This is a genomic window from Bulleidia sp. zg-1006, from assembly GCF_016812035.1.
Lineage (GTDB): Bacteria > Bacillota_I > Bacilli_A > Erysipelotrichales > Erysipelotrichaceae > Bulleidia.
The window spans coordinates 446,525-460,530 of sequence record NZ_CP069178.1; the positions used below are offsets into that span (position 1 = coordinate 446,525).

Below are 14,006 nucleotides of genomic sequence, written 5' to 3' on the forward strand. Positions count from 1 at the left end.
ATATTTTCCTAGTGATTAAGAAAATTCTGTCTACTATAAAAGTACAGAAGGAGATAGAAGGATGAATACAAAAAATCAATATCGTTTGGATCAAGTTATATTTTGGATGAGTGCCACATTTTATTTAAATGGGGAGTTATTTCTCTTTGGATTATGTTTAATTTATTTATTCTTTCAAACCATAGAAAAAATGAATGAACATTTCTCCATTGCAAGAATGGTATGTCTATGTTCTTTATCCTTTTTAATGATTCATTTGAGATTATCGCTTAGCCCGATTTTCTGGATTTGGATAGTTTTACATGGTGCATGGCTAGAAAGTTACCAAAGAGAAGATTTCTACTTCTATTTTCCATTCTATATAGGCTTTGTGCTATTAGCACTAATCTTTAAAGGAATGGATGGAACTATGGCATGGATTCATTTGTTCTTCTTACCGGGTTTACTAATTTCAAGTGTTCGTAAATCTATATTAAAAAGGAAAGACACAAAAGCCATTAACGATGACTTTCTAGCATTTCTTTCATAGCCATTCAATGTTTTATGGATAAAATAAGAAACCACCTGTAAAATAGGTGGTTATGATTTGATTGAAAGGGTTTAAAGAATGAAGAATATGGATGTTACCAAAAAGCGTCCTACTTTTGAAGCATTAATTTTGATAATTCTTCACTAAATTGAGCTGGATTATCAATCGGTAAGCCTTGTAATAATAAAGCTTGATGATAAAGAAGAGAAGTGTAGGTAGATAGACTTTCTTCCGGTAAGGACTGAAGTTGTTTGAAGATTGGGTGCTTTGGATTGATTTCAAGAATTTTGGTGGCTTTAGGATTCATATCTTTGACCAATGGATCCTTAGCTAAATATTGTTCCATTTCTAATGAAACACCATCTTCTGCTACTAAACAAACCGGTTGATCCACCAAGCGAGAAGAAATACGCACTTCTTTGACCTTATCGTTTAGACAATCTTTCATCTTAGAAAGAAGGTCTTTGTTGTCTTGACTGATTTTTTCCTTTTCTTTCTTCTCTTCTTCGCTATCCAAATCTAAGTCTGCTTTGGTGATGGATATAAATTCCTTATCGGCATAGCTATGAATGAAGTTCAAGACAAACTCATCACGTTCATCCAATAGATAAATGACTTCTAAACCTTTTTCTTCTAATTTTTTCATAACTGGAAGAGTTTGAATTTCTTCCTCTGATTTACCGGCTGCGTAATAAATGGCTTTTTGGTCTTCTTTCATACGACTCACATATTCTTGTAGAGATGAATAGGATTGTTGACTGGTTTTGAAAAGAAGTAGATCTTGAAGCTCATTTTTCTTCATACCGTAGTTTTGTAAAATACCAAATTTTAGGGTTAAACCAAAGTCATCAAAGAATTTTTCATAACCGGAGCGCTCTTCCTTCATAAAGTCTTCTAAGGCAGAATGAATTTTCTTTTCAATGGACTTGGAAAGGGCTCTTACTTGATGGTCTTGTTGTAGAATCTCACGAGAGATATTCAAGCTTAAATCATCGCAATCAATGATACCTTGCACAAAACGATAGCTTTCTGGAAGTAAATCTTTCGCTTTATCTAAGATAAAGACAGACTTGGCATACAACTGTAAACCAGGTTGGTATTCTTGGTAATAATAGTTATAAGGTGCTTTGGAAGGAATAAAAAGTAGAGCAGAATAAGAAATAGCCCCTTCCACTTGATAATGAATCACCCTAGCGGGTTTATTGAAATCATTGAATTTAGATTGATAGAAAGAAGCGTATTCTTCTTCGCTGATTTCTTTTTTGTTCTTTTTCCATAATGGGATTTGGGAGTTAAGCGTTTCCCATTCTTTGGTAGAAATAGTCTTTTCTTTATCCGTTGGATCAGGGATAGAATGTATTTTTTCCATTTGAATTGGATAACGAACGTAATCAGAATATTTCTTGACAAGGTTTTCAAGTGTGTATTCTTCTAAGAATTCATCGTAATTTTCTTCTTCTGTATTGTCTTTGAGTTTTAAGATAATCTTTGTTCCAAAATGGTCTAAAGAGCTTTCTTCAATAGAGTAACCACTTTCTCCTTTACTGTGCCAACGATGAGCCATTTCTTCACCAACTTTTTTAGAAATTACCTGTACATCTTGACTGACAATAAAGGCAGAATAAAAGCCAACTCCAAACTGTCCGATAATATCAATAGTATCATTTGGTTCTTCCATTTCTTGCTTGAAATCCAAAGAGCCGCTTTTCGCAATGGTTCCCAGGTTTTTATCTAATTCATCAGCGCTCATCCCTAAACCTTGGTCTTCAACAATTAAGGTTCTTTCTTCTTTGTTAGGGAATAATTGAATTTTTAAATCACTTGGATTTAAGGATTCATTTTTCTCAGTAAGGGATTGATAGTAGCGTTTATCCATTGCATCCGATGCATTACTAATCAATTCTCTTAAAAAGACTTCCTTATTGGTATAGATAGAATGAATCATCAAATCCAAAATTCTTTTTGACTCTGTTTTAAATTGTTTCATATAACCTCCTAGCACTCTATTAGTCTAACTGCTAGATATGGTATCACTAAGAAGCAGATGTTTCAATTCATAGCTCTAGTATAAATGGAATAATTTTATATTCACTCTATTATTCCTGTTATTTCCTAGCGACCATAGGAAGAAATGTTTATATTAAAACTATCTATGAGTACAACGATTGAAAACGCAATTCAGACTCTCTTACGTCAATTAAGACGAGTTCGTATTGAGAATGGACTGACGCAGAAAGAAATGGGAGAAATTCTAAATGTGTCTGCCCAATCGGTATCGGCTTATGAAAATGGAACGGTAAGACCGGATATTGAAGTTCTATTTCGTTATATGGAATATTTTCAAATTCCAATGGCTTATTTTTTAAGAGAGTTTAGTCCTGAATTGAAAGAGAAACCAACGGCTTTAGAAATGGAATTACTTTCTGCCTATCGTAAGTCACCACTTTCTATTCAACAAGCCATTCAATTAATATTATTTGGTAATAAAATTTATAAGCAACCTAGTTTTAAAAAGGAAGCTCATTTGGTACATGAAAAAGAAGAGGATTATCTTCCACAAGATTAATCCTTTTGATAAATACGAATTTGGAAAGAAGCTAGAACGACTAGCTTTTTTTGTTGACTAAGACGTTTTCTTCCTTCTATAGCGGTATGATGATAGTAGGGTGTCATTTGAAAGAGGACTTGGAGTTCTTCTTGATTTAAATTCATCCTTTCTTCCATCGTTTCATCTTGGATTAATTTAAGGTTTAAATCCAAGTCTTTTAGACTATTTTCGTAGGGTATATCGTAAAGAATTTCTTTTAGTTGCCACAAATGTTTTTTAGCCGGGCTAACAACAACAAAAATACCTTTTGGTTTTAAAATACGTTCGATTTGTTCTTTAGCAATAGGAGCAAAACAGGTGATAACAATATCTTGAGACTTATCTTCTAATAGATTTTGAAAGAAACTAGCTACTAGGTATTGGGTTGATTTATCCTTTTTAGCGGCGTGTTTAATTGCCACTTTTGCTGCATCAATGCCTATTTTTTCATCAGCAATAAAAGCTCCGGTGTAATAGCCTTCACCACAACCAAAATCAGCTAAAGATTGATGAGGAAATTTCTCTGTTAAGTGAACTAAGTAATCTCTTAAAAAGGAGTAATAATCTTTTTCTAAGAAAGCAGTGCGGGCTTTTACCATGGCTTTTTCATCACCATGGTCTTTTCTTTGCCCCGGTAAGACATGAAGATAGCCTTCTTTCGCTTCATCGAAGTGATGATTGTTTTCACAAAACCAGTCTTTTCCTTGGTGTGATAAGACTTTTTGACAAATTGGACATAACAATTTCATAGCCCCAGTATAACATGACAGCTTGAAGAAAAATGGCAGAAAGAGTAGGATAAAGATAAGGAAAAGAGGAGTTTATCATGGATGAAAATAAAAAACTGGAAGATCAAGTGAATGAAGTTTTTAGCCAAATTAGTACAGGCATTAAAAAAGGAGCTGAAGTGGTCAGTGGTTATGTGAGTCAACAAACTGAAATTTTAAAGCTCAAGGGTGATATTAATCAAGCCAAAAAAGATTTAAAAACAGCTTATGAACAATTTGGTCATGGTGTGTATGAAGAAGAAATACTTAAGAAACCATTTGAAAACAAGCCGTTTCTTTTAGACCAAATTCAAACTAAGGAAAAATTAGTGGAATTATTGGAAGAAAAATTAGGCATTAAAGAAGGAAAATAGCTTCCTTCTTTTTTGTAGGAAAAGAGTCTGAAAGACGATTTTGAAATTATTTATCTACCGGGTTCTTTTTAAAAAATGAAGCGTTTACATTTATAAAAAAAATTGATTATAATAAAATCATGGATTAAATCCAACAGGAAAGAAAAGGAGGATAATATGTCGAAACATTTTAAGAACGTCATCGTTCGTATTCCTGGAACCGGTATTTGTGACGGTATCACTTCAAATCCATCATTGGGACAACCAATCTATGAGAAAGCTCTTGTGCAACACGAACACTATGTAGAAGCGTTAGCAAAGTGCGGGGTAAAAGTAAACGTTTTACCTCCAAATAATAATTTCCCGGATTCTTGTTTTATGGAAGATACAGCACTCTGTACGGACAAGTGCGCAATTATCTCTCGCCCGGGAGCAGATACGCGTCGTGATGAAACACAATTAGAAGATTTCCGTAAGATGTTGTCTAGCTTCTATGGAACTACTTTACATGAGATTACAGCTCCCGGTACAGTAGAACCTGGTGATATTATGATGGTTGGCGATACTTTCTTCATCGGAAAGACTGCTCGTACAAATGACGAAGGCTTCCGCCAAATGAAAGAAATCTTGGAGAAATATGGTAAAACGGTCATTCAAGTCCCTGTTCATGAAATGTTACATTTAAAGACAGGTGTTAACTATCTTGAAGATAATAATTTATTGATTTCTGGTGAATTCATCAATAATCCGCTCTTTGCGACTTTTAACAAGATTGTTGTACCAGAAGAAGAAGCTTATGCGGCAAATTGTATTTGGGTAAATGGAACCGTTATTGTTCCGGCAGGCTATCCAAAGATTAAGGAAGCTGTTGAACACTTAGGTTACAAAGTCATTCTTGTTGATACTTCTGAATATCGTAAGATTGATGGCGGATTATCCTGTCTCTCTTTGCGCTTCTAGCATATTGGTAAGAATCCAAGAGGGAAGGATATTCTCCTTGGGTTCTTTTTTAAAATTAATAATTGGAGAATTTTTATGTCAAAAAGTACAGATTCAAAACAACAAGGCATTAGCTTGTTAGGTTTAGTGGCGCTCACCGTTACAACAGTTGTGGGTGCCGGTATCTTTAACTTACCTCGTGATTTATCACGTTCTGTCGCTCCCGGTCCTGCTTTAGTCGCATTAATTATTGCGAGTATTGCGTTTGCGATTTTCGTTTATTGTTTGAAGTATTTGCGTGATTGTTATCCGGATCAAGATGCAGGAATCTTTTCTTTCCCAGAACAAGGTTTCGGAAAGTTTGTTGGTTTCTTATCTTGTATTGGTTATTGGTTATCTATCGTTGTAGGTAATATCTCCTTAGGAGTATTGGCTGTAAGTTCTTTGGGATATTTCATTCCGATTTTTGCGGGCGGAAATAATATTCCTTCACTATTATTGCTTTCTTTCCTTTTGTGGGTATTCTACTTCATTTGCTCGAAAGGGGCAGAAAGTGCTTCCTTTGTAAATTTAATTATTTGGATTGCTAAGATGGTTCCTATCGTTATCTTCGTAGTGGCGTTATTGGTGGCATTTAAAGTCGATGTATTCCAAACAAATCTTTGGGTAAACGCTTTCGCTTCAGAAGGGTTGCCTTCTTCGGTAGGTGGACAAATTTCTGTTGCGATGGCTTCCACGATCTGGGTTTATGTTGGTATTGAAGGAGCTTTGATTTACTCCGCACGTGCTAAGAATAAATCCGAGGCAGCAAAAGCGCTTGTTGTTGCTTATATTGTTATCGCTGCTATTTACTTGTTAGTCACTGTTTTATCCTTTGGCATTTTGTCACAAAAACAAGTGGCTGATTTGGGTGTTCCTGTTTTAGGAAGTATTTTGGAAGCTGCCGTTGGTAAGTGGGGCGGAATCCTTATGAGCGTAGGTATCATTTTATCGGCTGCTGGATGTTGGTTTGGTTGCTGTATGTTCGCAGGTGAGATTTTAGATGTTGCCGCTCAACATGAAATCATGCCGAAATTCTTAGCTGTTGAAAATAAAAATGGACAACCTATTAATTCGCTCTTGATTTCGACGGTTATTCAACAAATTTTCTTTGTAACAATTATTGTTAATGAATCGATTTATAATGTAATGGCTCTCTTCGCTTCCAGTACGATGTTGGTTCCTTACTTCTTTGTAAGCTTAACAATGGTCAAAGAAGCGATGAAGGCTGATGGTGGATTTAAACTAAATGCTTTATTGGGTGTTATTTCTACTATCGCTATGTCTTACTTGATGTACTCTACAGGTTGGAATTACGTCATTATTACCGCTTTATTATTCGCTCCATGTATTCTTCTTTACTACTTCGCAAGAAAAGAAAATCACAAAGAGTTCTTATCCAACAAGGAAAAGGTTTTGGCTGTTGCTGTTGTATTGCTAGCGATTGTTAGTTTGATTCTCATCTTCAACGGAACCATCAACTTAGCTACTATGTAGATAAAAGAGAAAAGTATATGGGATATCCAAAGTTAGTTATTGATCGCCGGAAACTTTTTCAAAACGCAAAAAATGTCTTGCGAATAGCAACGGAGAAAAATATCCGTATTATGGGCGTGGTTAAAGCTGTCAATGGAAATGAAGAAATTATTGATGTTTTGATAAAGGCAGGGTATACCTTGCTATCTTCCTCTCGTTTACCACAATTAAAAACAATTAAAGAGAAAGATGCGCGCATTGAAACTTGCGCATTGCGGATACCGATGCTGAGTGAATTAAGGGAAGTAGTGCAATGGGCAGATATTAGTTTGAATTCTTCGTTAGAAGTTTTAAGAGCCTTAAACCAAGAGGCGGCATCCCAAAAGAAAGTTCACAAAGTTATCTTAATGACTGATTTAGGTGACTTGCGTGAAGGATTCTTCAAAGAAGAAGACTTGTTGGAAGCTGCTAAAATGGTAGAAGAAGAATGTAATTCTCTCTATCTTTTGGGTATTGGTGTCAATTTAGGTTGCTATGGCTCCATTATTCCTACTAGAGAAAAAATGGAAGAGTTGTGTGAACGTGCCGAGAAAATTAATCAACTTATTCATCGCAAGTTAGAAGTAGTCTCCGGAGGAGCAACCACCAGTTTTCCTCTTGTCGCAAAAGGCTTGATGCCTGAAGGCATTACGCAATTACGTATTGGAGATGGTTTATTCGTGAGCGATTTAGACGAATGCTTCGGTTACAAGATGTTTGAATCGGAACAAGAAGCGTTTGTATTAAAAGCAGAAATCATCGAGGTTCGTGAAAAACCTAGTCACCCAATTGGAGAAATCGGTGTCGATGCATTCGGTAATAAAAAAGTTTATATCGATAAAGGAAATCACATACGCGCTTTAATTGCGGTAGGTAGACAAGATTTAGGCGATTGTCATCATTTACAACCACTTGATTCGCACTTAGAAGTTATTGGCGGTAGCAGTGATCACACCATCCTTGATATCACCAATTGCGAGAAAAAATACCAAGTTGGTGATGTGGTAAAATTCCACATCATGTATGAGAATCTGTTGATGTTATGTCAGTCAACATATGTTGAAAAAGAGTTTGTAGGAGAAATATTATGTTAAGATTCACAAATGCTATCGTTAGAAAACCTTGTAAAGCTATGATAGAAGGTATTGCTACAGGTATGTTTAGCGAAGAATCACCTATTTATGAAGATGCTTTGCGTCAACATGAGTCTTATGTCAAAACACTTGAAGAATTAGGTGTTTCTGTTCTTGTTTTAGAAGCTTTGGAACAATATCCAGATTCTTGCTTTGTGGAAGATCCGGCTGTGGTCATGAAAGACTTTGCGGTCATTACGAATTCTCCACGTGAAACTAGAAATGGAGAAAAAGACGAAATCTTACCGGCAATCCGTCAATTCTACAAAGAAGATGAGATTTATGACATCCAATCACCAGGAACAATGGAGGGTGGGGATGTTATGTTTGTGGATGGTCATTTCTATGTAGGTCTCTCCGAGAGAACAAATCTTGAAGGGGTAAGACAATTCCGTGAAATTGTACAGAAATATGGTTATGATGTAACGAGTGTTCCTGTAACTGAAGGCTTACATTTGAAGGATTTTGTGATTTACTTAGAGAACGGGAATATGTTATTAAGTGAAAAAATGAATAACGAAGAAGCTTTCGCAAAATTCAATCGTTTTGTTGTGCCGAAAGAAGAACTTTACGCAATCAACAGCTTATACATCAATGGAACGGTGATGGTTCCTGATGGTTTTCCAAAAACGAAAGAATATATCGAATCCTTAGGTTACCCAGTTAAAGTAGTGAACACCGATGAATTTAAGAAAATCGATGGTAGTTTGACTTGCTTATCCTTGCGTTTCGAAAAGTAATTTTACAATCTATCATAAGAAAAAATATTGTCGTCAATGGTTGCACTTGATTTGATAATTGCCGATTTTGAAATAGATTATTAGTACAATGATTATATATGAAGTGCTATTGTAAACAATTATTTTCCATGATATAATCCGCGAATGTAAGCGTTTCGCTTATTGTATTTAGAATTAAAATAATTTAAAGGAGGAGAAGACTAAAATATTAGTCTATACAAGAAAATGGTGTCGAATAATAGATTTAAAAAATTCAAAAAAATTGTTTTTTCTTCGTTTATGACTGCTATGATGGTTATAGGGATGGCAAGTCCTTTAAAAGTTAATGCCGCACCTAATCAACCTGATTATAGTAAGAAACACAAAATTATTTCAATTGATGCAGGACGTAAGTATTTCAGTGCAGATAGTATTAAAAATATTATTACTCATGCGCATAAAAAAGGTTTTACTCATTTACACTTATTATTAGGAAATGATGGTTTAAGATTTACTTTAAATAATATTGATTTGCAAATTGGTTCAAAAAAATACACTACTGATAAGATTAATGCCGCTATTAAAAAAGGTAATAAGAATTACATGATATCTAAAAATGCAGGCAATATTCCTGATGCAGATAACGTATTAACAGAAACTGAAATGAACGATATTATCAAACATGCCAAGGATAATAATATTACAATTATCCCTGGTATGAATATGCCTGGTCATATGGATACAATTGTTACTGTAATGCAAGAAATGGGAGATTTAGGAGAAGTTCGTTTCGCTGCAAGTAAGTGGGGAACTAAAACGTTTTCTAAAACAACTATGGATTTTGAAAATGAAAAAGCTAATGATTTTTTAAAAGCTTTTCTAAACAAATATTTAGATTATTTCCAAAAACAAGGGATTAAAGATTTTAACTTTGGTGCTGATGAAATCGGTAATGATGCAGTTGGTACTAATGAAGGTGGTTATGGTTATGTTGTAAATAACAATAAGTACAATAAATTAGTATCGTTAATTAACGACTTAGCTGAAAAAATTATCAATCATGATATGCAAGCTTATGTTTTTAATGATGGTATGTATTATAATGATCGTACTGATGCTAAGATTGACCCAAGAATTAATGTGTTCTATTGGTCAAGCGGTGGACGTAGCTGGGGTGGTCCTAAATATACTTCACCTAGCACTATTGCAAATAAAGGGCATAAAATAATTAATACTAATGAAAGATGGTATTATGTTTTAGGGCGTGAATTAAAAGAAAGTCCACATTGCGGAGGAGCTTATCATGCATTCCCGGCACCAAATAAAGATCCAAATCAAGCTTCAACCGAAAAAATGAAATCATTTAAGTTTGATCATGTAAGAAATGGTAATAATGATACTACAAACATTTCTACAATTGGGTCAATGATTTGTTTATGGTGTGATGAACCTCAAATGACTTATGATGAAAGTAAGCTATTTAAATATATGGACATTTTTGTTGAAAATAATAAAAATGTGTTTGAAACAAAACCGTCTACACCTACACCGGGAACTAAAATGAAAAGAACAATGTCTGTTAAAGACACAATGAAAGTTATTTCAATTGATTCAGGGCGTAAATATTTTACTCCAACACAAATTAAAGATATTATTACACGTGCAAGTGATAAAGGTTATACACACTTACAATTAATCTTAGGTAACAATGGGTTAAGATTTGCCTTAGATAACATGGAAATTAAAGTAAATGGGAAAACGTATGCCAGTGATGATATTAAATCTTATATTACAGCTGGTAATAAAAGATATATGTCCACTAAAGGAGCATCTTATACTCAAAATGCTGATAAGTATTTAACTGAATCAGAAATGAATGATATCATTAATTTTGCAAAACAAAAGAAAATTGAAATTATTCCATTAATTAATACACCCGGTCATATGGATGCAATCTTAACAGTACTCGAAAAAGCCGGATTAACAGATGTTAGATACGATTGTAAAGATTCTTCATATGACGAAAAAGGTAATCCATCAGAAACTACAATTTCTATGGCTAATGACGAGGCATTAGAATTCTCAAAAGCTTTTGTTAAAAAGTATATGGATTATTTCTCTTCTAAAGGCTCCAAATTCTTTAATATTGGGGCAGATGAATATGGTAATCATGATTCTAACTGTCAAGGATTTACCGATTTAATGAAATTAGGTTTATATGGTAAATTTGTTAATTATTTAAATGAATTAGCTAAATATTCAGTAGATCATAATATGAGACCAATGGTATTTAATGATGGTATTTATTATGATCATAAAGATCAATATGGGCAATTTGATCCAAACATCTTAATTGCATATTGGACACCAGGATTTAAATACAACAATAAGTGGCCTTATAGCCCTGCTAAAACTACTTATTTAAAATCAAAAGATCATGAAATCTTAAATACTAATGATGAATGGTACTATGTACTTGGTAGTGGGCAACAACAAGGTACAAATGGTGTTTGGTGGTATTGGTTAGGTATGGCATTAGATGGAATGAAGAAAAAGAAATTTGATGTCAATCCAGGTGAAAAAGTAGATACTGTAGGTTCAATGATTTGTGCTTGGTACGACTTCCCAAGATTATCGTACAATACTGGCGATTTTAATAAATGGGTTGATACATTTGCTGAATTAAATCCGGATGTATTTAAAAAGAGTGGTACTACTCCAGTGCCTAGTGAAAAAGATGCTGATTATACTGGTGTAGATAATGAAATTGCAGCTTATGAAAAAAATCATAAACCATACAAACATTTATTTACTGATAAATCAATTCAAAGAGTTGAAAACGCAATTGCAAAAGTAAAAAGAGGACTTAAAGAAAGCGAACAATCAAAAGTAGATGCTTTTGCTAGAGAAATCCATGATGCAATTAAAGCACTTCAATATAAACCGGCTGATTTTAGTAAATTAGATGCATTATCTTCTAAGATAATGAATGCTAATAAGAACAAAGATTTATATACAGAAAAATCATTTGCTGAATTTAAAAAATTATACGATGCTATAAATGAAGCTCGTAACTTCACTATTTTGGATCAAGAACGCCTTGATAGATTAGTAGAAGGTTTAAAGAAAGCTATTGCCGGATTAGAATATAAAGATGCTGATTATAAAGTAGTTGAAGATGCTAAAAAAGCAATTCCTGAAAAATTAGAAGAATTATATATTCCAGAAACTGTAAAAGCTGTAAAAGATGCAGTTGCTGCAGTTAAACAAGGATTAAAAATTACTGATCAAGAACAAGTAAATAAATTCGCTGAAGAAATTATTAAAGCTACAAAAGCATTGAAATTCAAACCGGCAAATTATGATGTTGTTGATAAAGTAATCAATTCAATTCCTAAAAAACTTGAAGCATATACTGATGCAAGTTTAAAGAAATTAGAAGAAGCATTAAATAAAGTTAAAGCTCGTGATTTAACAATTGATAAACAAGAAGAAGTAAATAAACAAGCTAAAGAAATCGAAGAAGCGATTGCTGGATTAGTTAAAAAAGATTTTGATTATGCAATGCTTGAAAGTACAAACCCACAACTTGGTCAAGAAGCAAGATTTAAATCTGAAGCTGATTTTAAAAAGTTCGAAGGTGTTGTTATTGATGGTAAATTGATTGATTCATCTCACTATAAAGCATATGCCGGTTCAACTGTTGTTGTATTATCAAAAGAATTCACTAAGACTTTAAAAACCGGCAAACATACTATTAAAATTTTATCAGTAGATGGTAAAGCAACAGCAAGTTTTGAAGTTAAAGCTGTTGAAGCTGCTCCTCGTGTTCCATCAATTCAACCTAAGACTGATTCTAAAAATATTGGCAAAAAGGCTAATAAAACAAATAAAAAAACAGATGTTAAAACCGGCGATGAAGCTAATCTATTTGGTTTTGGGGCTTTAGGATTATTGTCAATCTTAGCTTTAGTATCATTAAAGAAAAAATATAATTAGTCTAAGTAAAATATTATAGTATTGTGAAATTTTGTAGGAAAACCCTTTGAAAAAACGTAGGGTTTTACCTAAAGTTAAGGAAATGATAGAGTATTTATCATTTCCTTTTTATGTGATTACTTGATTTCTTAACCTTGTTAGTTAGTTTATCCGGTGAGTAGGATGTATACCCGTTATCTAAACTTAGTATCATAAGGGCATCTACCTCCGTGGTTTACTAAGCGTACATAGAAGGTGTGTACATCTTTATTATTCTTTTTAGATATTACCTCTTTACAGTATTCTACTTCATCATCTTTAAGAGCGATGATAGAACTAATTGAATCGTTAATCATAAATAAAAAACCTCCTTTCAGAATAAGATTCAATCTCATTCCAAAAAGGAGTTTTATACAACTAGACCCTACAAATTTTCAAAGGGAAATTTAAAATACCCTATATTTTTTCAAAGATGGGGTATCACCCTACAAAATTTCAAATTACTCATTTAGGCGAAGGCAAGACCTTAACTATATCCAAATAGAAGTCGGAAGTAACGGATTTGAAAAAAGAAAAAGATAGCCTATATTCTCAAATCATAGATATACGAGAAGAGGTTGAACAAATTGAAAGTGTTAGAAGGTGTATAGAGAAATTACAACAAGAAAATAGAGAACTAACACAGGTAAAGAAACAAGAATCAGGTCTGTAAAATCGGGCTGAAATATGGTATAATTATAAATGTTAAGTAAAATTAATTGGAATTTATGGAGGAAAATATGAGAAGCGGACATATAATATATAAAGTAAACAACTTGCAAGCAGCAGTTGAAGAATGGAGAAACAAGGGCTTTGAAGTAGAGTATGGAAGGAAAAAAAATCCATTCAATGCTCTAATTTACTTTAGTGAAGGAGCCTATATTGAACTTCTGCAAAATACTGGAATGCCTAAAATAGTAATCTTTTTTAGTAAGGTATTCGGTGTAAGTAAAAAAATGGAAAGATTTTATTATTGGAACAATTGTGATGAAGGTTGGTGCGGTTTCTGTATAGAAAAGGACTTTGGAAATTTGGATGAAGAAGTTGCCTTTTTAAACAAAAATGGAATTAAAGGAGTATTATTTAATAATCTCAAAAGAGTTGATACTAAGGACAGAGTTTTGAAATACAAGTGTTTTTTTCCTGAAGGATTGGATTTTCCGTTTTTGATGAGTTATTTCAGCATTGATCCCAAACCTGTGAATTTTACACATCCAAACGGGATAAGGAAAATAAAGAAAATTGTTTTTAAAATTGACGAAAAAAACGCAAGTATTTTGAAACAACTGATACAAGATGATGTACTGGAAATTATTGTTGACGATAAGGAAAAAGGCATAGTTGGTGTTGAATATGATATGGGGAGTGATTTTATGAAAAAGAAAAATCTATAATTTGTCTAATTGAA

Annotated in this window: 13 protein-coding genes; 10 read left to right on the forward strand and 3 right to left on the reverse strand. The window is 33.4% G+C overall.

Annotation, left to right across the window (positions count from 1 at the left end; translation table 11 throughout):
- The first annotated feature begins 61 nt into the window (after window positions 1-61).
- Window positions 62-529, forward strand: coding sequence for a hypothetical protein (locus tag JOS54_RS02350; protein WP_203245471.1), 468 nt, complete (start codon window positions 62-64; stop codon window positions 527-529).
- Between the two features lie 109 nt (window positions 530-638).
- Here the strand turns inward: JOS54_RS02350 and htpG are convergent, their stop codons facing one another.
- Entirely contained in the window at window positions 639-2,516 is a 1,878-nt protein-coding gene (htpG, locus tag JOS54_RS02355; protein ID WP_203245472.1) for a molecular chaperone HtpG, read from the reverse strand.
- 144 nt (window positions 2,517-2,660) lie between these two features.
- Between htpG and JOS54_RS02360 the strand changes: the two genes are divergently transcribed.
- A complete protein-coding gene (locus JOS54_RS02360; RefSeq protein ID WP_203245473.1) occupies window positions 2,661-3,095 on the forward strand; it encodes a helix-turn-helix domain-containing protein in 435 nt (144 codons plus the stop codon).
- Here the strand turns inward: JOS54_RS02360 and JOS54_RS02365 are convergent.
- On the reverse strand, window positions 3,092-3,865 hold the full coding sequence (locus tag JOS54_RS02365; protein ID WP_203245474.1) for a putative RNA methyltransferase: 774 nt from the start codon (window positions 3,863-3,865) through the stop codon (window positions 3,092-3,094). The two genes, JOS54_RS02360 and JOS54_RS02365, sit on opposite strands and share 4 nt — an antisense overlap.
- Window positions 3,866-3,942: 77 nt before the next feature.
- Between JOS54_RS02365 and JOS54_RS02370 the strand changes: the two genes are divergently transcribed.
- The 6 genes from JOS54_RS02370 (at window position 3,943) to JOS54_RS02395 (ending at window position 12,580) form a co-directional block, all read left to right on the forward strand.
- A complete protein-coding gene (locus JOS54_RS02370; RefSeq protein ID WP_203245475.1) occupies window positions 3,943-4,257 on the forward strand; it encodes a hypothetical protein in 315 nt (104 codons plus the stop codon).
- Window positions 4,258-4,413: 156 nt separating this feature from the next.
- Window positions 4,414-5,196, forward strand: coding sequence for a dimethylarginine dimethylaminohydrolase family protein (locus JOS54_RS02375; RefSeq protein ID WP_203245476.1), 783 nt, complete (start codon window positions 4,414-4,416; stop codon window positions 5,194-5,196).
- Between the two features lie 75 nt (window positions 5,197-5,271).
- Entirely contained in the window at window positions 5,272-6,711 is a 1,440-nt protein-coding gene (locus tag JOS54_RS02380) for an amino acid permease (protein ID WP_203245477.1), read from the forward strand.
- 17 nt (window positions 6,712-6,728) lie between these two features.
- On the forward strand, window positions 6,729-7,823 hold the full coding sequence (locus tag JOS54_RS02385) for an alanine racemase (RefSeq protein ID WP_203245478.1): 1,095 nt from the start codon (window positions 6,729-6,731) through the stop codon (window positions 7,821-7,823).
- Window positions 7,817-8,602 (forward strand): dimethylarginine dimethylaminohydrolase family protein, encoded by a 786-nt coding sequence (locus tag JOS54_RS02390; RefSeq protein WP_203245479.1) that lies wholly within the window; start codon window positions 7,817-7,819, stop codon window positions 8,600-8,602. Before JOS54_RS02385 ends, JOS54_RS02390 begins: the two co-directional genes overlap by 7 nt.
- 279 nt (window positions 8,603-8,881) lie before the next feature.
- Window positions 8,882-12,580, forward strand: coding sequence for a family 20 glycosylhydrolase (locus JOS54_RS02395; RefSeq protein WP_203245480.1), 3,699 nt, complete (start codon window positions 8,882-8,884; stop codon window positions 12,578-12,580).
- A gap of 173 nt (window positions 12,581-12,753) precedes the next feature.
- On the opposite strand, the gene JOS54_RS02400 is transcribed toward JOS54_RS02395, so the two are convergent.
- Window positions 12,754-12,915 carry a hypothetical protein gene (locus JOS54_RS02400; RefSeq protein ID WP_203244948.1) on the reverse strand — a complete coding sequence of 54 codons (162 nt, stop codon included), beginning with the start codon at window positions 12,913-12,915 and terminating at the stop codon, window positions 12,754-12,756.
- Window positions 12,916-13,121: 206 nt separating this feature from the next.
- Between JOS54_RS02400 and JOS54_RS02405 the strand changes: the two genes are divergently transcribed.
- Together JOS54_RS02405 and JOS54_RS02410 are read left to right on the forward strand one after the other, a co-directional pair.
- The gene (locus JOS54_RS02405; RefSeq protein ID WP_203245481.1) at window positions 13,122-13,271 is read left to right on the forward strand and encodes a hypothetical protein; all 150 of its coding nucleotides are present in this window, start codon (window positions 13,122-13,124) and stop codon (window positions 13,269-13,271) included.
- 67 nt (window positions 13,272-13,338) lie between these two features.
- On the forward strand, window positions 13,339-13,992 hold the full coding sequence (locus tag JOS54_RS02410; RefSeq protein ID WP_203245482.1) for a VOC family protein: 654 nt from the start codon (window positions 13,339-13,341) through the stop codon (window positions 13,990-13,992).
- The last annotated feature ends 14 nt before the right edge of the window (window positions 13,993-14,006 follow it).